A 25,196-nucleotide genomic window follows, 5' to 3' on the forward strand; every position below is an offset into this window, starting at 1 on the left:
ACAAAAAGAGTCCTGTTCAATATCGGGAGTATTATTTTCCAGCAGCTTAGTTTTTTTGTACAACTTTTGGGGTGCAGTTCATTAATTCCCTGACTCGGACGTGGTCACTGTAGCTATTTTGTTCACCAAAGGTCAAAACGTCCGAAACCTTGCCGTACTATAAATAGACCACAAATTTAAACCGCCACAGCGTAATCATTAGAATTGCCAACCACACTTTCAGCGTCGTCGGCAGGGGCGGCGCGATTGTGGCTTCGCCGCAACAGCGCAACCCTAAGGGAAATGCCCCAACTTGCGCGGGGACGTTATTCTTTGTTAGATTGTCCTCTATTTGCACCATAACCGCCCCCCGCGGCCCAAGGATTAAGGACTAAGGAATAAAAGCTAAGGTGCGGTGCAAACACCGTAATAACTGTAGGAAACGCTGCCGCTGAGGACGTCGCCTTGGTGCGGGGCGACATGGAACCCAAGGCTACCTGACGCGTCGCTTGTCCAGTAGTAAGTGAAGGCGAAGCTCGCATCAGCGTAGAAGAGCATGTCGCCCCACTCCGTGAAAAAACCAGAACCTATATGACGCATATAAATATTACCAGATGAATGAGGCAAGGCGCCATCTATACCATTTACACAAGGGAATGAGGAAGATATACCACACTTCGCGTTAGTTAAATCACTTACACTAGGCATCCGATAACCCAAACTACTACACCAAGTGGATTGGCCAGACTGACTAGCATATATATTACGATGGACGAACCACTGCTTTAACACAAACCCATACCTCACCTCATTACCTCGACTATCCCTACCGACCAACTCAAAGGTCTGCGGCAAAGATGGTACTGATATTTGAGAAAGATTAGGCCCCCTTAATGTTACCCGTGTTACATAACTAGATCTATCAGAAATCCACATATCGGCTCGGATAGCTTGTCCACTCAATGATTCCCTGAATGTGCTTTGGTTTGGCAATCTCCAACTCACCTCTGCCCTTATACTACCAACTGTGTTAACTGTCCAACTTAACTGACTTCCATCCACTCCTGCAGGCATCTCTAAGTCAAAATACAATCCGTCAGCCCCTGTAGTTGGAAAATTTCGGTCGTAAGATGAAGAATCGTTTGACTGAGTTAAAAAACCCTTTGTACGAGACCATATGCCAGATGGGCCGGCGAAATAGGAACCGTCACGGGCACGCTCACCCCTAGGGAAAGAAACATTATTACCAGTACCACCGAAGTACCTATTCGGCCTTGCGTAACGCACAAAGTAACAACCACCAGAACCACTGTCATACGGATTGATATAGTATGTCACCCTTTGATTGCTAAAATTGGTTCTATTAGGAACTCCGTACTGTGTCTGTAAATATCCCCCTGTACTACTTAAAGTGACCCTATAAGGAGCCTTACATTTACTTAATGCTTCGTTACGACCAACAGTATTGCCATCCTTATCCGTAAACGATACCGATATACTTCCTGATACACCATTTGCAGCCGGCTCATCTCCATCATCATCACGCCAATAACCAAACCTTGTGGCTAAATCACTTAAACTCACTGAACTAGCTGTTAATGGTGGGAATATCATTCCTATATCTCCCAATCTACTATTTGCACGAGGTAAGCTTATTGGATTTGATACGCTTGATGTATTACTAGATGGCGTGATTACCCGACCATCTTCCAACCTTATAGACAACAAACTGTCTGTATCTGTTGCCTTTGTTAGACCATAGTTGAACGCTAAATACGGCGCACTACCCTCTATTACCCTTGAAGTACACGCCATGAATGGCTGTGAACAAGGCGTTAATGCCACAGAACCCTGTGTATACGACAACAACAACAATGACGCAAAGAACAACTCCGATTTAGATAACAATGAAGCTCTAAACCATAATGGCGGTTTGTATACCAATGGCGGTTTTAACAACCTCTTGGATATCGACGATAATTTTGCCGAAAAGGTGGCCGATGACCTGACCAAAGAGGTTTCCGAGAATGTTGTCGAAGAATCCGCCGAGAACATCGCCAGTAAAAACCGCGATGACGGCGCCGATTTCGCTACGCGAAATGACCTCGCTGATGAAAATAAGAACTGTGTCTGATTTCGACTACGGTGAAAATTAAAAAGTTTTAGGGCGTAGGTTTGGCAGGCCAGATGCCAGATGCCAGATGCCATAAATGGTAACGCATTTCGATCATCCTGTCAAGTAAATTTTTGTTTTATTTCGATTTTTTATAACTGACTGCTCGACTAATGAGCACTCCCTTGCTTTGTAAGCGATTAAATTATAACCGCTTGACCAATAATGCGCTACCTTTTTTGTTAAAAATTTGTAAAGTTTTGTTAAAGGATGAGTCAGCTTATGTGTGTGTGCTTTGGGGGGGGGGTGTTGGGCGGTGTTTTTTAGCTAAAAACCACCAAATAAAAACTTTAATAAAATCAATACCTTTTCTGACCGATTTTTGAGCATTTAATAGCGTGTTTTTTTATAGAAAAGCCCCCCTAATAAAAACCATACGCCATTTTCAAAAATTATATTTGAAAAATAACAAGAAATTAACCTTATTTTATTTTAGAATTAGGTGTTAATAAAAATAATCATTAATTTTACTATTACCGTTATTCAATAAACGCTCACCGTAAATAATGAATAAATGGAATATTGTTATTACTGAGGAAAGGAAATAAATAAGTGATAAGAAAAATATTAAAGAGCGCTTTATATCTAATAAGTTTGGCTTGCTTTTCAATGTCGTCGTATGCTAATGATGCAAGACTTTATATACCTTATAAGAATTTGTTACTTGATAGTAGCGGTAAGGTGATTGTCAATAATGAGGGGGATGGAAACTCAATAACTTATAGGGATCATTATTGGATTATACAAAAAAGTAATGATGTTTTTTTTAATAATTTTAATCAAGTTAACAACTTTGAATATTCTTTTGATAAACAGGGTGATATTTTAACTTTCAAACCCGGTGGGTCGTTAACGTATTTAGGTAATGAAAGAATTGCTTATTACTATCAAGATACCGAGGTATCGGTTTTAATTGATACCGATGGTCATTTAATTACCCCCAAAGGCGTTTATTATAAAAAAATCAATCCATTTAATAATGGTTACGCCGAAGTAAAAACGCAAGATAATAAACGGGGGTATATTGACTTACAAGGGCAATTTGTCAGCAAGAATCCCAATGAGCTAAACACCAAATACAATCCACATTGCCAAGACGCAACCCTCGATAAAATCATGCAGCTGTGTGACAAACATAACAGCAAATATCTTATTAATAAAAAAACCGGTAAAGAAGTGGATATCGGTAAACGAGCATGGGAGATGAATAGCTATCATTTTGATAATAATGTAGATCTTTCTGGTCAATATTTTTGGGTGCAAAATTATCAAGATAATTATATGGTATATCAACTTTACGATTACGAAGGTACAATGCTCTATGAAAATAGTTTTTATCAAGTTGCCCCTTTTTATGGTTCGGTAAGTTGGGTTAAAAAGGATAGTAATGAAGATAAGTATCGTTTAATTAATGCTACAGGTGAAACTCTCGACAAATACGATAACTATAGTACCGTTCAAGTCGGTGATCATGTGCTGTTTTACGCTAAAACCAAATTACCAGAAAAAGGCTATAAAGATGGGGGATTTTTAACCAAAATTTTGGATCAGGATGGTCATGTTTTATTCTATGAAGATAAAATCGATGAAACTCAAAACAGTGCTTGTAAACAAGATTTGATCGTTTTGAAAGATACCCAAGATAACATTGTATGGCCTTTAGACATTGAAAAAGAGTGCTTATTAAACCGATATGTTGATGAATCGGTGGTAATAGATACTTGGATGGATAAAAAATATAAGGTCGTTGACATTCCCAAAGATAAAATAGGTGAAATTGCCAATTATTTTGTCACTAAAAAACAAAATGATAAAAACACCAATACAATCAATCATACCAAAAATGAAACCTATTTAGCCGGCCCTGAAACGGTTAATATTAAAGATATTGCTGATTTAACTATACCAAATGGTTATATTTATTATGAGTGGCCTTCACTTGAAAAAAACTGTAATCGTTTTTTGATGCCAGCATACAGCAATAATAATCAATTGTGTATTTCTGTACATAATGTTGGCTATATTGATTTAAAGGCAGAAAAAAAGCAATTTGATAATCCTGAACGTCTGCAAGAAATAAAAAATAATTTACAACGCAAAGTGATAAATTACCGCAATCGCTATCAACATTTTGAATGGTTAATAGAGCCACAATTAGATGTTGAAAACCACACAATGAAATTTGGTTATCGTTATTTCTTTGAACGTATCCGCGAAAATAACAGACAAGAAGTTATTACCGGTCAAATTATTGCTCAAGTCATTTTTGTTAAAGATCATATGATTGTTTTAACCACCCCGCCTAACAATATGTTAGCTAATTCTGCGCTAATGGAATTTGATTGGGCTAAGCAAATTAAAGTACGACCAGAATATCAATTTGATAAGCAACCTGTTTATCGCTGTAGTCAATTTGCGTTAACAGATTCAGCACTTTCTACAGCAAATTTTGATTATCTGAATAAGGGACGTTGCTTTCCAATATCATTAACTGAACTTATTGATGAAACGGAACAACAAAATGATTCAGAAGAATTAACTAACTTGCAAAATGCATTGTTTTTTGAACCATTTTATTATCATTCTGATACAGGTATAGGGCGTTAAAACTTTATGAAATTTAAGAAATATATATCATCTTGTCAGTTATGTATGGCATTGATGTTAACCATCGTTAGTAATCAGTCACGTGCTGATGCGACACTTAATTTAACATCTGAACAGTGGCAAAAAGAAATTCAACAACGTTTTGATGCAATTAATGAGAATGGTGAACCCGTTGAATGCGTTGTATTTACACGCATTGATAATTTCCCTTATCACTTTGATTATTCTGTCTTAGTATCAGAGCCTCTATTGATGGCGGTCGATGCCGAATTAGTTGATGAGACGATCAAAGAGAGAAGTCACTCTGAGAAAGATTATCGATACACTTATCACCTCACCGAAAAAGGGAAACGCTACTATAAAACTTGGCCTAAATTACGGCATTCTGGTTTTTGTTTTGGTAAGGTCACGGTTGAAAAAATAAGCAAAACCGATAAAGATGGTAATTATGTTACTGTTGAGTACCAATATAAAGTGGAAGATTTTCCTGCCAATATTGAGCCTATTTTATCAAAACAAAATTCGTATATTAATAATCCATCAAAGACCGCAATCGCTACATTTAGTTTAGATAAAAACAATCAGCTTTATAGCGTGTCAGGAATTGGTTTAATTACCCACATCTACGAAGGATGGCATCAATAATGAAATTAAAAACACTACTTATGTTGCTTTGTGGTTTGTCGCTTGTGGCTTGTGATAACAACATCAATAAAGATGAATTACAATCGACAATCAATAAGAATCAACCATTGTGTTATTCTTTACCTGAAGAAGTAAGACCATTTCCTAAAGATATTTTTGATGACAATATCGTTGAAGATAATCTGAATGATGAACTAGTAGATATTTTTGTCGATTTAAACTTATTAACTAAACGTCAATTATCTATAACCAAGTTGGATGGGTCATTAACTTATGCCACAAGATATCGATTATCCCAAGAAGGTAAAACGTATTTTAATCCAGAAAAAGGCGGTTTTTGTTTTGGCAACATTAAAGTCAATGATGTGTATAAAACTGAATCGAGTCCAACAAGGTATAATCAACGCAGTAGAACATCAAGATTGGTCTATTATCATTATTCATTTAGCGATATTCCTGACTGGGCAAAAGATAAACGCCTTACACAATATTATATAACTCCTTCGCTGAACACCGAACGGCTTTATGATGCAAAGGCAATTCATTATCAACCTAGTTTATATTTTTCTTCGTTTGAAGTTGATAAAACTCCATTAATCCAACCTCGCTAAATTGATGGAAGATCGTTATCTATTTTGTAATTTAAACTTGAACAAGTAAGACATAATAAAATGAATAATATAAGAATATTTTTTTTATTGGCCATATTTTTGGCTTTCCCAAATTGTACATTTGCAAGTGTCATCTATCAAAAAGATTGGTATTTAGCTATCGAAAAGAAAGACAGCGTTGCCCAATATAAAATCGCTGAGGCTTATAGCCCTTTAACAAAAAACGATAGTTATTATTGTCAAACTGATCAGTTATATTTTAGTCATCATGATAAAAAATTGTCAGGTTGCCGCGATAAATCGGCCGATAAATATATCGAGTTTTTAACAAAATCGGCCGAAAACTTATACCCTATCGCCCAAAAAGATTTAGGTATTGCTTATATTAAAGGCGAATTGGTGCCTAAAGATATTAAAAAAGGGCTTTATTGGTTAGAAAGGGCTGCCTCACCGATTCCAGATAAAGCAAAATTTCGAATCGTTGAAGGTACATTTTGGTTAGCACAGCCAAATGGTAAAAAAATTGGCGTCGGCGAAGCCCATTATTGGTTAGGATTGCTTTATCACGAGGGGACAGAGGTTAAAGCCGATTATGCTAAAGCAATCAAGCATTATAAAATAGCTAGCACAAGTACCGATTGGGGATTTTATAATCTTGCACAATATCAACTTTATAAACTCTATCAAGATAAGCTCAATGACCCCAAAAAGTCGCTCTACTGGCTTGAAAATACAGCAAATAATACCGGAAAATTTGTTGATGAAAAAACATTAGATACGTCAATGCAAATGGCTAATTACTTTTTAGATGGTGGGCAACCCGACGGTTCTAAATTAGATACTCCTAATTACCTTTGGGCAGCAAAATGGTTATTAAAAGTAGCCGAGCAATCTAACATATCAAAAGAGTCTAAACAGATAGCAGCTTTCCAGTTAGGGTGGTTTTATTTAAATGGTTTAGGTGTAGAAAAAGATATTGAAGAAGCAATAAAATATTATCATTTAGGCATGTACCAAGATGACCTAACAGACTATCAGATGAACTTAAAAAAATATAAATACGTTACATCTTCAACTGATATATCATTGCAAAATCAATTTTTACATCAAGTTATTACGCCATTTTATATAAACAACTTTGATATTGCTAAAGCCCAAAAGGTTATCGACGTTGTTTTTGCAGATAACCCTAAAGATAAAGAAGTTTTTTATGAAAATTTGATAGAAGATCTAGTCGAAACACTTCAAGTTGAGAGTTATGCCCTTTTACGTGAATTTGAATCTATTCCTCTTTTGCTGAAACTTGCCCAACAACAGGAAATAGCTTATGGTTTTTATCGTGATGCTAGAAATATTGAAGGTAAAACAACTAATAAATTGATAGATCTTTATCAATCAGCATTAAAAATTGAACCCAACAATCCGACAGTGCTTTATCAATTTGGTACGTTATATGACTTTATTCTTGAGGATGAAAAGACAGCAATAACCTATTACCAACGAGCGGCTGAATTAGGTAATTCAAAAGCAAATTATCGGCTAGGTGCCATTTATTATTTAGGCAAAGGCGTTGAGCAAAGTTATCATGAGGCTTGGCAATATCTTGATTTGGCAGCTAAGCAAGGTTATCAACCCGCACAGGATTTTTTAATCACAATTGATAAATCTCATCCTGAATTTGATTGGTTAACAACCCAATACCTTAACCATCAACAAGTGTACCGTTCCCCAACGGTTATGGTTGATGGAATGGATTGGTTACAAACTCAAAGCGAAGTGAACCAAAACGATAAAGCCACATATCACCAAATAAGACATGATTCACATGGGAATGGGCTAAAAACGTATCAAGGTTGTAAAGCCGCATTGTCACTTGCAGCTAATGGTGATACTTTTGCACAAGGTGAGTTGTTAAGTCAGATGAATAACGGTGCAGATTCTTTTATTTGTACACCTAAGAAAGAGTTGCTCTTTAGTTGGATTGATAGCAGTAATAAAAATGATAAAAAGAAAGCATTTTTAAAAACACAATATTACAAATTGTCAAAACAATATGAACAATTTCATGCAATGCTTAAAACTCAAGTTGCAGATAATAATCCTTATGCAATTTTTGAACTGGCACAAAAACAGGTTACTTTGCCAAATAATACCGTGCTACCTTATCTAAAAACATCACTAAAATCAGGCAGCCCTGCTGCTGCAGGGCTTTTAGCTTTTTATTATGAAAATACAAATATTAATACGTTTGAATATACTAAATTAGTTTTATTACAAAATGATTTAAAGCAGTACCATTTAGATCCTGAAATTAGCGAATACTATCAAACAAATCACTTCTCAAAATACTTTTATGCAAATTTACAATTATCCTCGACTGATATTTATAAAATATGGTTTGAACTTGCACAAATGCATGAGCAAGGTAAAGAAATCCCTCAAAATAATGTGTTAGCTTTAGTTTGGTATCGTTTGTTAGTTGAATATAATCAAACCAAAGCAACAACAAAAGTAGCGCAAATCAGTGCTCAATTAACCGAAGAACAACAAGCTGAAGTGAATAACATATTAAGCAAATATCGTAATTTATATCGTTTTCTTCCGTTAACACATTTAGATATAAATGAATAACTAGCTAAGTATGATAATGCTTAACTAAAACAAATAAATCAAACCGTCGCATTCAATGCAGGCTCGTGTTGTGATAGTGAGTTAATATAGGTAATAAGATATGAGTAATATTGTTATTGAAAAAAAAAGTAAATCAATTAGCCACAAAGTACTTTGGGTATTAGGAGCTGTTTTTCTAGTATTGGTTATTAGTGGTGGCTACTATTTTTTTAAAAGTAATGCTTTTGTTGCTAGTCAACCAGTATCTCAACAACCAGTATCTCAACAGCCAAAAAATATTAAAATTACTTATGTTATACCTCAATTTTTTGGTTATTATCAGCATCCTATCGTATTCAATTGTATTGATTCTATTGAATACGATGGAAAGCGCATTGGAATATCCCAAATAGACTATTATGAAGATAGTCCAAAGGAGCTACAAAATATACGCGAAAATTGCATACCATTTTAAAGGTAAAATTGATATTAATAAAATATTCAAATTTAAGAATGAAAAAAGACGCAAACTGCGTCTTTTTAATATTGTTTGATGTTATTAAAACTAAAGCGTCTTTAACCACTCTTTAACATCTTTACCTAAACTTTTGTGACGCATTGCGTATTGAACAAAGGTTTGCACATAACCGAGTTTATTACCACAGTCGTGGCTACGACCTTTTATGCAATAAGCATCAACACTATCTTCTTCAAGTAGCATGGCAATTGCATCAGTCAATTGAATTTCACCACCTGCACCTAATGGTGTTTTGGCAAGTAAAGGCCAAATCTTTTCAGATAACACATAGCGTCCAACTACCGATTGGTTTGATGGTGCTTCTTCAACTGGTGGTTTTTCAACAACGCTATACATTTGTGCAACATTACCAGCAGATAACATTTCACCACGGCAGTCAACAATACCGTAAGAAGAAACTAGCTCTTTTGGCACTGGCTCTACCATAATTTGGCTATGTTTGGTTTCATGGTAATTATTGATCATTGCCGCTAAATTATCGCAGGTCAAATCACTTTCGTATTCATCAATAATCACATCAGGTAAAACCACAGCAAACGGCTCATCGCCAACTAAAGGATATGCACATAATACCGCATGCCCCAGTCCTTTAGCTAAACCTTGGCGAACGCTGGTTATTGTGACATTTTTAGGTAAAATGCCTTGTACTTCTTGCAATAACTGACGTTTAACACGTGCTTCTAACATGGCCTCTAATTCAAAACTGGTATCGAAATGGTTTTCAATTGAGTTTTTTGATGAATGAGTCACAAAAATAATCTCAGTTATACCAGCTGCAATACACTCTTTAACCACATATTGAATAAGTGGTTTGTCAACAACCGGAAGCATCTCTTTTGGAATTGCTTTAGTTGCAGGTAACATGCGCGTACCCAAACCGGCAACAGGGATAACCGCTTTTTTGACTTTTCTACTTGCTGAACTTTCTAAATTTGATGTCATTTTATTTCCTTAATACAATTAACCAACAGTGGAGCTATAGGTACCGTCACTACGGCGACCATTAACAAATGTATTTTTGACTCGCACTGACTTTAACACATAAGCAATCCAAATACAGGTATAAATGATTGCTATAACAATATCTTTTATAAAAGAAAACTCGAATTTAACTTCAAAAGGTAACACTATAAAAAGATACCAACATCTTTGAATTAGCTTAAAAACAATAAAACTGCTACTAAATATAATAAAAAAGTTAGGAAATTTATAACTTTTAGTAAAATATAAAAATAGAATATAAGCGTTTAAAAGCAAAAATAAACAATTTAGCCCCATGTCACCTAAAATAAACAGACCCAAATGAATTGTGTGCATTTCCGAGTAGGGATCCAATAATTGTGTCCACACGCCGATAAAATTAATCGCATTTAGTCTAGAAAAAGTAACATATCCAATAAAAATAAAACAAAAAATTAATTCAATACCAACTAAAATTAGCCAACCGCCTAATCCTTTAAGTTCTTTTCCCTTTATCATTTTTATTCCTGTTTAATGATTGATAAATCATTAGATTCGATGAGTAAAGGATTATCCCTATCTTTGGCTAAAGAATCAATAGAGATATAAACGATTTGGCAGTTCTGTAACAGTGCTTGTCTTACTACGAATTTGGCTTTACGGTCACGAGCTTCTTTTTGAGCTTTGCTGATGTAAAGATCATCGTATCCATCATCGTACAAAGAAGCCCTTTCGAACAAATTTGGTGCTCGCCAAAATGTTTCTTTAGGATAATCTCGCACCAAAATTTGATCGGTTAATTTACCTTTTATTCCGGCATAACTACTTGGTAAATGTTTGCTTGCTCGGCTCTGGGCAATATAAACATGCTGATAATTTTGTATATTTGAGGGAAGTTTATTTAATAAAAATTCAAGTCCCGATAGGTTTGAATACTGACAATTTTCCAGCGTTAAAGGTGCAGTTCGATAGTTTAACGAACCGCACCCAACAAGAAAAAATAATGTAACTATAGGTAAAATACGTAACATTTTTACTCTAAAACATAGTTAAAAACGGAAATATTGCTAGGCATATATAACCTTAGTTACATTTTATCACTCACTTTTTCGGCAGTATGTGAAATGGCTTTTCCGCCAGATTGAACATCTTGACCAACACCTTTAACAGTGTTACATCCAACAACAAGTGTTGTCATAGCAATACCAAATATCAACATTAACATTTTATGGAACATACAATATACTCCTTTAGTAATATGATTATTTTAATGTAGCAAATGCTTCTGCCACACGGTAGATATTATGGTGATTTAAACCCGCTACACACATCCTTCCGCTGCCCACCAAATAAACAGCAAAATTATCTTTCAATTGTGTAACTTGCTCTTTACTAAAACCGGTATAACTGAACATGCCTCGCTGTTTAACCAAATAATCAAAATTACGGTTAGGTGCAGCAGTTTTTAATAATTCAACCAACATTGTACGCATAGTTACAATGCGATTTCTCATTGATTCGACTTCTTTAAACCATTGCACTTTAAGCTCTGGATGATTTAATACATAACTCACTAATTGCGCACCATAAGCTGCTGGGCTTGAATAATTCTGGCGAACGGTGGCTTGTAACTGCCCTAATACGCAGGCAGCGATGTCACTGTTATCGCATAAAACGGATAATCCCCCAACACGTTCACCATAGAGTGAAAATGTTTTCGAAAATGAGTTACTGACAAATCCACACAATCCTGTATCTGCCATTTTGCGAATCGCATAGGCATCATCGTCAATACTCTCACCAAAACCTTGATAAGCAATATCCATAAATGGAATAAGATCACGGGCCTTTAACACCTCGATTACTTTATCCCACTGCGTATGTGTTAAATCAGAACCTGTCGGGTTATGGCAACAAGGATGAAGTAACACAATGCTTTTAGCCGGTAATTGATTTAAGGTTTCAAGCATTGCTTCAAATTTTACACCACAAGTTTGCTCATCAAAATAGGGATATTTGTTTACCTTGAACCCTGCACCACTAAAAATAGCGATATGATTTTCCCATGTTGGATCGCTGACCCATACTTCAGATTTTGGGAAATAGCGAAATAAAAAATCAGCCCCTACTCTAAGAGCGCCTGAACCGCCTAACGTTTGTATCGTTGCTATACGTTTATCTTTATAAGCCGAATGGTCTTCACCAAATAATAGAGACTGAATTGATTGGCAATACGTTGGCAAGCCACTCATTGGCAAATACAATTGTGCACCTTGATTGAGATGATAAATATCATCACGAGCAGTTTTTATACATTGTAATTGGGGAACCACGCTGTTGTCATCATAATAATAACCAATACTTAAATTCGTTTTATTATCTCGACTATCATTCATAAACTCAGCGACTAACGATAAAATGGGATCCCCTGCATACGGTTCTACTTTTTCAAACATGTTCACAATCCATTCGGCACAAAAAACAACAATAAATATTTGTAGATTATTGCACCAACTTTATTGGCAATCAATCATTAAATAACAGTTTAACAATAAATAATTAATTTGATTTTGGGTTAGAAAATGGCTGTATTTTTGATACTAAAAAGTAATAGATGAGATAACTAAAAATATAATGTGTTTTGACCCGCTTTTTTATACTAAAATTTGGGATTTACTGAAGTTTTTTGAAAAAAATTAGCACCTTTTGGTGCTAATCAGGTAAGCAAATTTATTTAGCAGCAATAACTTCAATTTCGACTTTAGCATCTTTAGGAATTCGAGCAACTTGTACGCAAGAGCGAGCAGGGAAAGAGGCATTATTTTCAGTAAAAAATGCTTCGTATACCCCATTTACCGCGGCAAAGTCATTCATATCAGCTAAAAAAATAGTTGTTTTGACGATATTACTGACTTGATAACCGGCCGCAGTGACAATCGCTTTAACATTGGCTAAACTTTGTTTGGTTTGTTCTTTCACACAACTTGGCATGTCACCTGTGGTGGGGTCCAGTGGGATTTGTCCTGAGGCAAATAACATATTACCTAAATCGACCGCCTGAACATAAGGCCCAATTGCAGCAGGTGCTTTGTCAGTACTAATTACTTTTGCCATACTCTGTTCTCCTTATTTAATCTACCCAACTTTTTAATAACTAAAATGGTTAAGGTATTTGCTTCTTGTTTGTCCTCATTTCAACAGGATCGCAATTTGCTGTCAAGCCGGCGTAAAATTATGATCGTGGGACTTATTGAAATTTTCTGATATGATAATTACAATTTTTTATTTATTACGAGAGTTAATATGTTCGAGAATTTAACCGACCGTTTATCACAGACATTTCGCAATATCAGTGGTCGTGGACGACTATCTGAAGACAATATTAAAGATGCACTACGCGATGTACGTATGGCATTACTTGAAGCTGATGTCGCCCTGCCAGTAGTTCGTGAATTTATTAATCAAGTTAAAGAAAAAGCTGTTGGATTAGATGTCAGTAAGAGTCTAACACCAGGTCAAGAATTTATCAAAATAGTTCAAGATGAACTTACCCGTGCAATGGGGGAAGTCAATAGTTCGCTCAATTTGGCAACCCAACCACCTGCGGTGATGTTAATGGCAGGGTTACAAGGTGCAGGTAAAACAACCAGTGTTGCTAAACTGGCTAAATTTCTAAAAGAAAAACAGAAAAAGAAAGTACTTGTGGTGTCTGCCGATGTTTATCGACCTGCGGCAATTAAACAGTTAGAAACACTGGCTAAAGCGATTGATGTTGAGTTCTTTCCATCTGATATTACTGAAAAACCGGTCAGTATTGTAAATAAAGCTATTTCTCATGCAAAATTACAATTCTTTGATGTACTTATTGTCGATACTGCGGGTCGTTTGCATGTTGATAACGACATGATGGATGAAATCAAAGCGCTTCATCAAGCCATTAATCCAATTGAGACATTATTTGTGGTTGACGCCATGACCGGGCAAGATGCTGCCAATACGGCTAAAGCGTTCAATGATGCTTTGCCACTTACCGGTGTAATTTTAACCAAAGTTGATGGCGATGCGCGTGGTGGTGCGGCGCTATCTATTCGTCATATTACTGGTAAGCCGATAAAATTCTTAGGTATGGGCGAAAAAACTGACGCTTTAGAGCCGTTTTACCCCGATCGTATTGCTTCGCGCATCTTAGGTATGGGTGATGTACTCTCTTTGATTGAAGAGTTGCAGCATAATGTCGATCGCGAAAAAGCAGAAAAAATTGCTAAAAAACTGAAAAAAGGCGATAAGTTCGATTTTAATGACTTTCAAGACCAACTCAAACAGATGCGTAATATGGGTGGAATGGGTACTCTGTTGGCTAAATTACCTGGTGTTGGTCAACTTCCTGATCATATCAAAGCGCAGATGGATGATAAAATCACTATCAAAATGGAGGCCATTATTGGTTCGATGACATTAAAAGAACGCGCCAATCCAGAAATCATCAAAGGTTCACGTAAACGCCGTATTGCAAATGGATCGGGCACACAAGTACAAGATGTCAACAAACTATTAAAACAGTTTGAAGATATGCAGAAAATGATGAAAAAAATGAAAGGCGGTGGCATGATGAAAATGATGCGCCAAATGAAAGGACTAATGGGCGGTGGAATGGGGTTCCCACCTCGTTAAGGCGTTATAAATCAATTTTTCTCTGAGCGATAATCATCGCTATCTTTGTATAAGCTGTTCATAAAAATATCGCGCGGATAAACAGCGCGATATTAATTTTAATAAATTAATCTTGTTACTTATTTTCTGGGTTTGGTTTAACCGATTTAATCTTTACTGGACGACTCATGGTTAGCACGGTGCCTATTGATGAGATAATAATGAAAATAATGGCTAGCCACTGGTTGTAAGTTAACTGTTCATGCAAAACCACTAATCCAGAAAGCGCGGCAAAAACAGGTGACAAACTCATTAATGTACTAAATGTTTGCGCTGGTAATCTCGGTAAAGCAATCATATCTAATCCATAAGGAATCGCCGATGCTAATAACGAAACCACGAAAACCAGAGGCAGTAATTCCAACGAAAACATTGTGCTACCACTTTGCAAAATACCAATAGGAAATAAAAAGCAGGTAGCAATCACCGCCCCAACAGCAACACTTGATGCACCATAAAGCATGCTAGCTTTACGTCCAAACAAAATGTAACACGCCCAACCACTTCCAGCTAACAATGCAAATAAAATCCCTATAGGATCTAAATTGTCTGACACTTGATAAAATGGCAACAGCATGAAAAGACCAACAATAGCAATACTAAGCCAAATAAAATCAAGTAATTTACGTGAAGAACACATTGCAACCATAATCGGCCCCGTGAGTTCAATAGCAACAGCAATCCCCAAAGGCACTCTTGCAATTGCGTTATAAAATGCTAAATTCATACAACCAATTGAAATTCCATACAAAAAAATATATTTCAATGCCTGCTTTGTCATTGTTTTACGCCATGGTTTGAAGATAAAGATCAACATAATTGCCGAAAAAAACAATCGCCAAGCCGTCATTCCCTCTGGCCCCAATACGGGAAATAAATATTTAGCGATAGATGCACTGCCTTGAACTGAAATCATCGAAATAAAAATTAACAAAACAGGCCAAGACCTTTTAAGCATAAATAATCACCATAATCAAACTTTGAAGTTATTGGAATAAAACTCATGATAAAAATTTCAGAAAACGATGCGCTTAATCATAGAAGCGCACATAAAAAACTGACTTATTAGTTTTCTCTTTTCACTGATAATAAGGCAAGAGCTTGTAGCGCTTGTTTATAAGGCGAATCTGGTAAAATAGCGATAACATCAAACGCTTTTTGCGCTTCTTTTTGAGCGGTTTGTAACGTAAAATCAAGCGAACCACATTCATCCATAATTTGTAAAATACGATCTAATAAGTTACGTCCATTACCTTGCTTTATTGCTTGGCGAATTAATTCCGCATCTTGAAAATTTTTAGTGTGATGCATCGCATGTAAAAGAGGTAAGGTCGGTTTGCCTTCATTAAGATCATCCCCTAAATTTTTACCCAATTTTTGATTGCTATCAGCGCTATAATCTAAAAGATCGTCGATGATTTGAAAGGCCGTACCTAGATATTTACCATATTCCTGTAAAGCCAACTCTTGCTCTTCATTTGCACCAGCTAGCACAGCAGCAGAATGCGAGGTTGCCTCGAATAAACGAGCCGTTTTGCGATAAATTACCTCTAAATATTGTTCTTTGGTAATATCAGGATCATTACAATTAATGAGTTGTTGTACTTCTCCTTCAGCAATCACATTGGTAGCAGTCGACATAATTTTTAAGACTTTGAACGATTCTGTACGCACCATCATTTGAAAAGAGCGTGTATAAATATAATCACCTACAAGTACACTAGCAGCATTACCAAAAAGCGCATTTGCCGTTGATTGACCACGGCGTAAATCCGATTCATCAACAACATCATCATGCAATAAGGTGGCTGTATGAATAAATTCGATAAAAGCTGCGGTGATAATATGTTTATCACCTTGGTAATTGAGTGCTTTGGCAATTAATAATGCAATAACGGGGCGTATGCGCTTCCCACCACTACTAATAATATAATTGCCCAACTGATTAATTAAAGCCACATCAGAACTTAGCTCTGCCTGTATAGCTTTATTAACTTTAATAAGATCTTCTTTAACAAGATCGAGTATTTGATTCATTGATGGAGTATTCATCAGCCTAACCACTATAAACAATTGATATTTATTTTCTATTATCTGATAAATATTATTAGGCAACAAGGTGTCATCTATCATATTTTAAAAAAGACTACAAATGATAAGCATTTTCATTTAGAATAATTCCCTTAAGTTGAAAATGATAATCATTATGAAGATTAACTTTGATATAGACATCGATGATACCAAGGCGCCTTTAAGCCCAACTAAAAAAAAGACCCAAAATGCCTATGTATGTGCATCAGTTTCTGTACTGTCTCATCTTGTATTATTTGCGCTATTATTTAGTTCTGTCTTACTTGCCCAAAATATCGTAGTCGACGAAGGTGATAATTCAATTAAAGCTGTCATGGTTGATCTATCACTGTTGGCAGCACCAGAACAATCCCTAGTAGAAGATAAACCAGATATTCAAGGGATAGAAAATAGCGAACTTATTGATAACCAAAAGATCGAAGAAACACCAATACAACCGGTTATTGAACCAATTGTCGAACCTGAAGTTAAAGAAGAAAAAACAGAATCCATTATTGAAAAAATAACCGATAAACCGACCATTGAACCCAAAAAGAAAATTGAAACCCAAAAAGAACCAAAACCGAAGAAAAAGGCCCCACCAATTCAAAAAGCATCGCATAAGCAAGTGAGACAAGAAGTGATTAACGAAAATATTGCTAATACTTCTGTAGCTCCACAAATTTCAGATAGCCGTCAATATTCTGGCACCCCTTCACCAATAAGGAGAAATCAACCAGAATACCCACGCCGAGCGCTTGATATGCGCTTAGAAGGTTATGTAGTAGCGCTGTTTGATGTAAACAGTGATGGACACGTTGAAAATATTCGTATTATTGAAGCAAATCCTAATAATATTTTTAATCGTTCTGTCATTAATGCCATGAAAACGTGGAAATATAAACCAATTGCAGCCAAAGATCTGAAAATAAAAATTATCTTCAATCGCGATAAATCAATTAGTTTAAATTAATCACAACAAATAAAACCGCTGTAACATCTATTTCTATAGCATCTGTATAGTTAATAAATGGCAGCGGCAAATGGTAATCACCTAAAAATCACAGCAACAACATGGCTAATGAGTAAGTTTGTTCCCCATCAGTTTTTCAATCTCCGCAGGACTTTTAGGGACATCACTGGTCAAAACTTCATTTCCTGATTGAGTAATTAAGATATTATCTTCAATTCGAATGCCGATACCTTTATATTGCGCTGGCACATCGGCATCTTGATTAATATATAAACCCGGTTCCACCGTTAACACCATGCCCGGCGCTAAAATTCGATCTCGATTGCTACCCACATCGTGCACATCAATCCCCAACCAATGTCCTAAACCATGCATATAAAATGTGCTATAAGCTTTATCAGCAATTAAAGTATCAATATCGCCATGCATAATACCTAATCTGACTAAACCTTCGACCATTGTTCTAACGACATAATGATTCACCTCCATAATAGAAGTTCCTGGCTTTAGTAACTTAATGGCTTGATATTGTGATGCTAAAACAATATCGTAAATTTCACGCTGAGCTTGACTAAATTGACCATTAATAGGAAAGGTACGAGTTATATCCCCCGCGTAATATTGATACTCACAGCCGGCATCAATCAAGACTAGATCGCCCGCTTTTAACTGTTCATTATTATTCTCATAATGCAATATACAGCCATTATTGCCACTACCGACAATAGTATTATAAGCAGGAGCGCGTGCACCATGCCAAGCAAATTCATGTAAAATTTCAGCTTCCAGTTGATATTCAAACATGCTCGGCTTACATTTTTGCATAGCTCGAACATGTGCTTTTGCGCTAATTTGACAAGCTTGACGTAAAATAGCCATTTCAAAGTCTGATTTAAACATACGCATTTCATGCACTATCGGTCGCCAATCAATAATGCAATTGGGTACAGAAAGATTCGTTCTATAACCTTGACGCAACCTCCTCATTGCATTATCAACAAAATTATCAGCATATACATACTGTTGAGCGGCATGGTAAATGATTGTTTTACCATTTAATAAATTGGGTAATACAGTATCAAGTTCATCAAATGGATAAGCTTCATCAACCAAAATAGCGTCTAATGCTGCCTGTTGTCCTAACCGATAACCTGTCCACGTTTCGGCTAATCGCTCTTTTTTACGATTAAATAAGACATATTTAGGTATATTATCTTGTTGTTTAATAACAGCAAAAACCGCTTCTGGTTCAGCAAAAAACGTAAAATACCAAAAATCACTATTTTGCCGATATGGATAATGTGTGTCATTACTGCGTGCCATTTCTGGAGCAGCAAAAAAAAGTGCAATACTATTTGTTGCCATCTGAGAAAGTAGTTTTTCCCTACGTGCCAAAAGTTCTATTTTGATATTGCTGTTTATCATTGTCATGACCTTAATAGAGGTATTAATATTAATGAATTGTTGGAGAAATATCTGTCTCATTAAATTCATCGAAACAGAGCATAGCCGTTATGCGAACATACTCTTTAATCTCTTCAAATGCAAAACCGAGCTCTTGTTCATCATCGCTTTCGTCATAACCTAATTTCACAATTTGGCGTAAATCATAAATTGCTTCGCCAACATCGTCTTTAAGGCGATTAATTTTGGGTTGCGCAAGACCAATACCAAGCAAAAAATGGTTAACCCAACCAACCAAATCATCGATTTGCGCAAACAGATCATGGCTACTGAGTAACAGTTCAAATTCAAAGTTTTCATTAAAAAACTGTTGTTTAGTTAAATTATAGAGGTTTTTAATTTGCTCATCTAACGACGCGTCAAACACTTGTCCATTATTCAACATATCTTTAACTAATGAACGCCAACTCTCATCATGATTACCACCAGCTAAGATACCAGAAAGAAAACCATGCAACTCAGCAGCGGTAATACCTATTTTATTTTGGACTAGTTGACGATTAAATTCATCATAATTAATAGTATCAGACATAAACTCCACCCTAATCTTGTCACATCACTGAAAATGCACTATGCACTTTCTTCGATTATTAGTATATAATCCGTATCTAATTATAAATAATAAACAGGTTACTGTGCTTTATAAAGGAATTATTTTGAACATTGTAGGATTAATTGCGAAGTTGCCTCTGCAACGATTATGTCTATTATGCCTTTCAGGATTAGCATTATCGTTAGCGTCCTGTAGTTCATTTTTACCAAATAAAGGCATCATTATTCTTGATGTACAAGATAAAATACATACCAATGTAACCAGCCAAGATTTACCTAAATCGTATAAATTAGGTAATAGCGAACAAGAATTACAACGATTCGAAACCTTCTGCAAAGAAGAAATTCACGTATCACAGCTTGATGGTAGTGAAGAAATCGTTTTTGAAAATATTAAACACGGAATCCATGGGCAGGTAGAATTTAAAAACTGCAGTGACAAAGTCACTCGTATCTACCGATACTGATAAATTATAGCTAATACAATTGACTTAATATAAAAGAACAATGAAATCTTACTAGCCTTTCAGGCAGTTTTTATTTATATTGGTCGCTGAAATAAAAATATTTTGGGAGTAAAAAAAATATGTACACACAAGATGTCACCATTACTGCATCTAACGGCCTTCATACCCGCCCTGCTGCGCAATTTGTTAAAGAAGCCAAAAACTTCAATGCAGAAATCACTGTCACATCTGATGGAAAAAGTGCAAGTGCTAAAAGTCTATTTAAATTACAGACGTTGGGTTTAACACAAGGGACAACAATTAGCATTTCTGCCGAAGGCGAAGACGAAAAAGAAGCTGTACAACATCTAGTAAAATTAATTCCAGAATTAGAATAATCTCTCCCAATTAGATATGAACGGTTTTAAAATTGAATAAGGATTAAATGTTATGGTATCAGGTACACTTGTTTCCCCCGGTATCGCTTTTGCTAAAGCGCTATTATTAAAAGAAGAGCCTATTGTTATCAATAATAGACAAATTCTCGATAACAAGATTGACGCTGAAATTGAGCGCTTTAAAGAAGCTCGAGAAAAATCAAGCAAACAACTGCATACGATTATGGAACGAGCAAAATCTACGCTAGGCGAAGATAAAGCAGCCATTTTTGAGGGGCATATTATGCTTCTTGAAGATGAGGATCTTGAACAAGAAGTCATTTCTCGTATCCAAAGTAAACATTCTACTGCTGATGCCGCGGTTCAATCAGTTTTTGAAACTCAAGCTAAAGAATTAGAAAATTTAGATGATGAATATCTAAAAGAACGTGCTGCTGATATTCGTGATATTGGAAAACGATTACTTAAAAATATTTTAGGTATCGAAATCGTTGATTTAAGTGCAATTAGTCAACCTTGTATTTTAGTTGCAACTGACTTAACACCATCGGAAACAGCTCAGCTAAACTTAGAAATGGTATTAGGTTTTATTACGGATGCAGGTGGACGAACTTCACATACCTCTATCATGGCTCGCTCATTAGAAATCCCTGCTATTGTTGGTACATCTAATGCAACTCAAGCAATCAAACAAGGGGATTTTGTTATTTTGGATGCGATAAATAATGCCATTTATATCAATCCAGATCACACCACTCAAGAAAAATTAAAACAAGTTCAAACTAAATATATTAACGACAAAGAAGAATTGGCTAAATTGAAAGATCTACCTGCAGTCACCCTTGATGGTCACCAAGTAGAAATTTGTGGCAACATTGGTACTGTGCGTGATATTGCAGGTGCGGAACGTAACGGCTATGAAGGTGTTGGTCTATACCGTACTGAATTCCTATTCATGGACCGCGAAGCCTATCCTGATGAAGAAGAACAGTTTAAAGCTTATAAAGAAGTAGCTGAATCTACCAATGGTTTATCCGTAATTGTCCGTACTATGGATATTGGTGGTGATAAAGATGTGCCTTATATGCATTTACCAAAAGAAGAAAACCCTTTCTTAGGCTGGCGTGCAATTCGTATCTGTTTAGATCGCAAAGAAGTTCTTCATGCACAATTACGCGCAATTTTACGTGCATCAGCATTTGGTAAATTACGCATTATGTTCCCAATGATTATTTCTGTGGAAGAAATTCGCACATTAAAATCTGAAATCAATATTCTTAAAGAACAATTAAATACCGAAGGTAAAGCATTCGATAAAAATATTGAAATCGGTGTAATGATTGAAACTCCAGCAGCTGCCGTAATTGCACATCATTTAGCCAAAGAAGTAGATTTCTTTAGTATCGGAACCAATGATTTAACACAATATACGCTTGCAGTTGATCGTGGTAACGAATTGATCTCTCACCTTTATAATCCATTTTCACCTTCAGTGTTAACACTGATTAAAAAGGTTATAGATGCTTCTCATAAAGAAGGAAAATGGACTGGTATGTGTGGCGAGCTTGCTGGTGATGAAAGAGCCACAATTCTATTACTGGGTATGGGACTTGATGAATTTAGTATGAGTGCCGTATCTATTCCTAAAATTAAAAAATTAATTCGTAACACTAACTATGAAGAGGCGAAAAAATTTGCTGATACTGTACTAGAAAAAGCAACCTCTAAAGAAGTTATTGATTTAATTGAAAATTATGCTAATGAAAAGCAAATCTGTTAGGAGACAATAATGGGTCTATTCGATAAAATTAAGCAATTCGTATCTGATGATAATAAAAACAGCATCGAGATTATTGCCCCTTTAAGTGGTGAAATTGTCAAAATCGAAGATGTACCAGACGTGGTTTTTGCTGAAAAAATCGTTGGTGATGGTGTTGCAATCAAACCATCAGGAAATAAAATTGTTGCACCATTAAATGGTAAAATTGGCAAAATTTTCGAAACTAACCACGCTTTTGCTATTGAATCAGATGAAGGCATTGAACTTTTTGTTCACTTTGGTATTGATACCGTAGAACTAAAAGGTGAAGGCTTTACTAGAATTGCAGAAGAAGGCCAACAAGTAAAAGTAGGCGATACCATTATTGAAATCGATCTACCACTACTTGAAAGCAAAGCCAAATCAGTGTTAACACCTGTGGTCATTTCAAATATGGAAACAGTCGTTGAGTTAACCAAATTATCAGGCTCTGTCGAAGCAGGTAAAACCCCAATAATGCGAATTAAAAAATAAGCAAACACATTCTTCCACATAAAAAAACCTTCAGCCTAAACTGAAGGTTTTCTTTTATCTAAATAAACTCACCAATTGGCTAAAACAACCTAACGCCATTTCTTGTATTGGTTAATTAAATTATTGGTTGAATCATCATGAGAATTTACAGGTTTATCGTCCGCTAATTCAGGTAAAATTCGTCCTGCTAATTGCTTACCAAGCTCCACACCCCATTGATCAAAACTGAAGATATTCAAAATAACGCCCTGAGTAAATATCTTATGCTCATACATCGCAACCAATGCACCGAGAGTATAAGGTGTGATCTTTTTCACTAATATCGAATTCGTCGGCTTATTACCGTCAAAAACCTTAAACGGAACAATAGACTTCACCTCATCAAGCGTCTTACCAGCAGCAATAAATTCTTGCTCGACTTGTTCTTTTGTTTTACCAAAAGCTAACGCTTCGGTTTGAGCAAAAAAGTTAGATAGCAATTTAGGGTGATGATCGCCAACAGGATTATGGCTAATCGCCGGTGCAATAAAATCGCAAGGAATAAGTTTAGTACCTTGATGAATTAACTGATAAAAAGCATGTTGACCATTTGTTCCCGGTTCACCCCAAATAATTGGACCGGTGGTATAAGGTGTTTTATGACCATTGCGATCTACACTCTTACCATTTGACTCCATATTCCCTTGTTGAAAATAAGCAGCAAAACGGTGCATATACTGATCATAAGGCAAAATAGCCTCGGTTTCGGCACCATAAAAGTTATTATACCAAATACCGATTAAGGCAAGCAAAGCAGGGATATTTTTGTCGATTGGCGCACTTTGAAAATGTTTATCCATCGCATGACCGCCTGCCAAAAATTGCTTAAAGTTATCAAACCCAATGGATAACACAATCGATAACCCAATCGCAGACCATGACGAATAACGTCCACCAACCCAATCCCAAAATTCAAACATATTGGTAGTATCAATACCAAATTTTTCAACTTCCTTCGCATTGGTTGACAACGCAACAAAATGCAACGCAACAGCTTTATCATCCTTAGCAGCATCAAGTAACCATGCACGTGCAGTCTGCGCATTAGTCATTGTTTCTTGCGTAGTAAAGGTTTTAGAAGCCACTAAAAATAACGTCGTTTCAGGATCCAACTCTTTTAGTGTTTCAACGATATGCGTCCCATCAACATTCGACACAAAATGCATAGTTAAGTGATTTTTATAAGGACGTAACGCTTCAGTAATCATATGTGGACCAAGGTCAGAACCACCAATTCCAATATTCACTACATCCGTAATCGCCTTGCCGGTATAGCCTTTCCATTCGCCACTAATAATTTTTTTACTGAATGATTCCATTTTAGCTAAGACAGCGTTAACATCATCCATCACATTTTTACCGTCAACATAAATTGGAGTATTTGATACATTGCGTAACGCCACATGTAATACCGCTCGGTCTTCGGTACGATTAATCTTCTCTCCACTATACATAGCCTGTGTTGCGCCAGCTAGATCGCATTCGTCAGCAAGCTTATAAAGCAATGCTAACGTCTCTTGCGTTATAAGATTTTTTGACAAATCAACCAAAAACTCATCTTCAAAAGAAATACTGAGCTTTTCAACACGTCGGGATTCTTCTTTTAAAATCTGGGCAATTGTTTTGGTATGGTGTTTTTCATAACTAGCTTGGAGTGATTTCCAAGACGTAGTAGTAGTTGGGTCAATTGACTTTAACATAGTTATTCCTTAATAATATGGGATTGTAGCCATAATATAACTATGCCTAACATGATGCAAGATAAGGATCTTATCGATTAAAATGAAGTTATTTTTATAAAAAACAATAAAATAAAAAGTTAAATAAAATCAATAACTTTTCTGACTGATTTTTATTATACTAAAATCTTCTACATACATGCTTAGTATTATTAGATGAAAATAGTTAATGAACATGTCTTTTGGTCAGGCTCTAATTGATATTATTAGGTGGTAAGGTTAATAGTGTTTTGTGGTTAAATAAAATGATGTAATTAACTAAATATTGTTATTCAATATCAAATAAAGCTAAATTAAGATAACTACAAAAGCAAAAAAGCCCAGCATCACTGCTGGGCTCTCTCTAATTTAAAAGTCTGGCGGCACCCTACTCTCACATGGGTAATACC

General features: G+C 35.8%; 23 protein-coding genes. 11 read left to right on the forward strand and 12 right to left on the reverse strand.

The window, feature by feature from the left end; genetic code table 11:
- Window positions 1-384 precede the first annotated feature (384 nt).
- Window positions 385-2,187 (reverse strand): hypothetical protein, encoded by a 1,803-nt coding sequence (locus GQ598_RS09860; protein WP_160403976.1) that lies wholly within the window; start codon window positions 2,185-2,187, stop codon window positions 385-387.
- A gap of 517 nt (window positions 2,188-2,704) precedes the next feature.
- Between GQ598_RS09860 and GQ598_RS09865 the strand changes: the two genes are divergently transcribed.
- From GQ598_RS09865 to GQ598_RS09885, 5 genes are all read left to right on the forward strand, one after another.
- Window positions 2,705-4,759 carry a WG repeat-containing protein gene (locus GQ598_RS09865; RefSeq protein ID WP_160403977.1) on the forward strand — a complete coding sequence of 685 codons (2,055 nt, stop codon included), beginning with the start codon at window positions 2,705-2,707 and terminating at the stop codon, window positions 4,757-4,759.
- A gap of 6 nt (window positions 4,760-4,765) precedes the next feature.
- A complete protein-coding gene (locus GQ598_RS09870; RefSeq protein ID WP_160403978.1) occupies window positions 4,766-5,404 on the forward strand; it encodes a hypothetical protein in 639 nt (212 codons plus the stop codon).
- Window positions 5,404-6,015: a hypothetical protein gene (locus tag GQ598_RS09875; RefSeq protein WP_160403979.1), complete on the forward strand. Its 612-nt coding sequence runs from the start codon at window positions 5,404-5,406 to the stop codon at window positions 6,013-6,015. The genes GQ598_RS09870 and GQ598_RS09875 overlap by 1 nt, the downstream gene beginning before the upstream one ends.
- A gap of 60 nt (window positions 6,016-6,075) precedes the next feature.
- Complete coding sequence (locus GQ598_RS09880) at window positions 6,076-8,646, forward strand: tetratricopeptide repeat protein (protein WP_160403980.1); 2,571 nt, start codon at window positions 6,076-6,078, stop codon at window positions 8,644-8,646.
- 100 nt (window positions 8,647-8,746) lie between these two features.
- Window positions 8,747-9,100 (forward strand): hypothetical protein, encoded by a 354-nt coding sequence (locus tag GQ598_RS09885; protein WP_160403981.1) that lies wholly within the window; start codon window positions 8,747-8,749, stop codon window positions 9,098-9,100.
- A 90-nt stretch (window positions 9,101-9,190) separates the two neighbouring features.
- Here GQ598_RS09885 and galU read toward each other — a convergent pair whose 3' ends face one another.
- The 6 genes from galU to GQ598_RS09915 form a co-directional block, all read right to left on the reverse strand.
- Window positions 9,191-10,105, reverse strand: a complete 915-nt coding sequence (gene galU, locus GQ598_RS09890; RefSeq protein WP_160403982.1) for a UTP--glucose-1-phosphate uridylyltransferase GalU — start codon at window positions 10,103-10,105, stop codon at window positions 9,191-9,193.
- Window positions 10,106-10,123: 18 nt separating this feature from the next.
- On the reverse strand, window positions 10,124-10,642 hold the full coding sequence (locus tag GQ598_RS09895; protein WP_091350807.1) for a DUF2569 domain-containing protein: 519 nt from the start codon (window positions 10,640-10,642) through the stop codon (window positions 10,124-10,126).
- Window positions 10,643-10,644: 2 nt separating this feature from the next.
- Complete coding sequence (locus GQ598_RS09900) at window positions 10,645-11,154, reverse strand: hypothetical protein (protein WP_160403983.1); 510 nt, start codon at window positions 11,152-11,154, stop codon at window positions 10,645-10,647.
- Window positions 11,155-11,210: 56 nt separating this feature from the next.
- Window positions 11,211-11,342 (reverse strand): entericidin A/B family lipoprotein, encoded by a 132-nt coding sequence (locus tag GQ598_RS09905; protein ID WP_370516545.1) that lies wholly within the window; start codon window positions 11,340-11,342, stop codon window positions 11,211-11,213.
- Window positions 11,343-11,385: 43 nt separating this feature from the next.
- Complete coding sequence (locus tag GQ598_RS09910; RefSeq protein WP_160403984.1) at window positions 11,386-12,579, reverse strand: amino acid aminotransferase; 1,194 nt, start codon at window positions 12,577-12,579, stop codon at window positions 11,386-11,388.
- A 274-nt stretch (window positions 12,580-12,853) separates the two neighbouring features.
- Window positions 12,854-13,237, reverse strand: coding sequence for a RidA family protein (locus tag GQ598_RS09915; RefSeq protein WP_160403985.1), 384 nt, complete (start codon window positions 13,235-13,237; stop codon window positions 12,854-12,856).
- A gap of 189 nt (window positions 13,238-13,426) precedes the next feature.
- On the opposite strand from GQ598_RS09915, the gene ffh reads away from it, so the two are divergent.
- Entirely contained in the window at window positions 13,427-14,794 is a 1,368-nt protein-coding gene (gene ffh, locus GQ598_RS09920) for a signal recognition particle protein (RefSeq protein ID WP_091350793.1), read from the forward strand.
- A 115-nt stretch (window positions 14,795-14,909) separates the two neighbouring features.
- Here ffh and GQ598_RS09925 read toward each other — a convergent pair whose 3' ends face one another.
- Window positions 14,910-15,791 carry an EamA family transporter gene (locus GQ598_RS09925; protein WP_160403986.1) on the reverse strand — a complete coding sequence of 294 codons (882 nt, stop codon included), beginning with the start codon at window positions 15,789-15,791 and terminating at the stop codon, window positions 14,910-14,912.
- Window positions 15,792-15,898: 107 nt separating this feature from the next.
- Window positions 15,899-16,885, reverse strand: coding sequence for an octaprenyl diphosphate synthase (gene ispB / locus GQ598_RS09930; RefSeq protein ID WP_160403987.1), 987 nt, complete (start codon window positions 16,883-16,885; stop codon window positions 15,899-15,901).
- A 154-nt stretch (window positions 16,886-17,039) separates the two neighbouring features.
- On the opposite strand from ispB, the gene GQ598_RS09935 reads away from it, so the two are divergent.
- Window positions 17,040-17,876 (forward strand): TonB family protein, encoded by an 837-nt coding sequence (locus GQ598_RS09935; protein ID WP_160403988.1) that lies wholly within the window; start codon window positions 17,040-17,042, stop codon window positions 17,874-17,876.
- Between the two features lie 105 nt (window positions 17,877-17,981).
- Here the strand turns inward: GQ598_RS09935 and pepP are convergent, their stop codons facing one another.
- Both pepP and GQ598_RS09945 read right to left on the reverse strand, forming a co-directional pair.
- Window positions 17,982-19,298 (reverse strand): Xaa-Pro aminopeptidase, encoded by a 1,317-nt coding sequence (pepP, locus tag GQ598_RS09940; protein ID WP_370516546.1) that lies wholly within the window; start codon window positions 19,296-19,298, stop codon window positions 17,982-17,984.
- Window positions 19,299-19,329: 31 nt separating this feature from the next.
- Window positions 19,330-19,872, reverse strand: a complete 543-nt coding sequence (locus GQ598_RS09945; protein WP_160403990.1) for a UPF0149 family protein — start codon at window positions 19,870-19,872, stop codon at window positions 19,330-19,332.
- Between the two features lie 124 nt (window positions 19,873-19,996).
- Here GQ598_RS09945 and GQ598_RS09950 point away from each other — a divergent pair, with 124 nt between their 5' ends.
- The 4 genes from GQ598_RS09950 (at window position 19,997) to crr (ending at window position 23,029) form a co-directional block, all read left to right on the forward strand.
- Window positions 19,997-20,359 (forward strand): hypothetical protein, encoded by a 363-nt coding sequence (locus GQ598_RS09950; RefSeq protein ID WP_091350778.1) that lies wholly within the window; start codon window positions 19,997-19,999, stop codon window positions 20,357-20,359.
- 119 nt (window positions 20,360-20,478) lie between these two features.
- A complete protein-coding gene (gene ptsH / locus GQ598_RS09955) occupies window positions 20,479-20,736 on the forward strand; it encodes a phosphocarrier protein Hpr (RefSeq protein ID WP_091350776.1) in 258 nt (85 codons plus the stop codon).
- Window positions 20,737-20,788: 52 nt separating this feature from the next.
- Window positions 20,789-22,516, forward strand: a complete 1,728-nt coding sequence (ptsI, locus tag GQ598_RS09960; RefSeq protein WP_160403991.1) for a phosphoenolpyruvate-protein phosphotransferase PtsI — start codon at window positions 20,789-20,791, stop codon at window positions 22,514-22,516.
- 9 nt (window positions 22,517-22,525) lie between these two features.
- Entirely contained in the window at window positions 22,526-23,029 is a 504-nt protein-coding gene (gene crr, locus GQ598_RS09965) for a PTS glucose transporter subunit IIA (protein WP_091350771.1), read from the forward strand.
- Between the two features lie 89 nt (window positions 23,030-23,118).
- Here crr and pgi read toward each other — a convergent pair whose 3' ends face one another.
- On the reverse strand, window positions 23,119-24,768 hold the full coding sequence (gene pgi, locus GQ598_RS09970) for a glucose-6-phosphate isomerase (protein ID WP_160403992.1): 1,650 nt from the start codon (window positions 24,766-24,768) through the stop codon (window positions 23,119-23,121).
- Window positions 24,769-25,196 lie beyond the last annotated feature (428 nt).

It is taken from the genome of Gilliamella sp. Pas-s95, assembly GCF_009795795.1.
GTDB classification, from domain to species: Bacteria; Pseudomonadota; Gammaproteobacteria; order Enterobacterales; family Orbaceae; genus Gilliamella; species Gilliamella bombicola.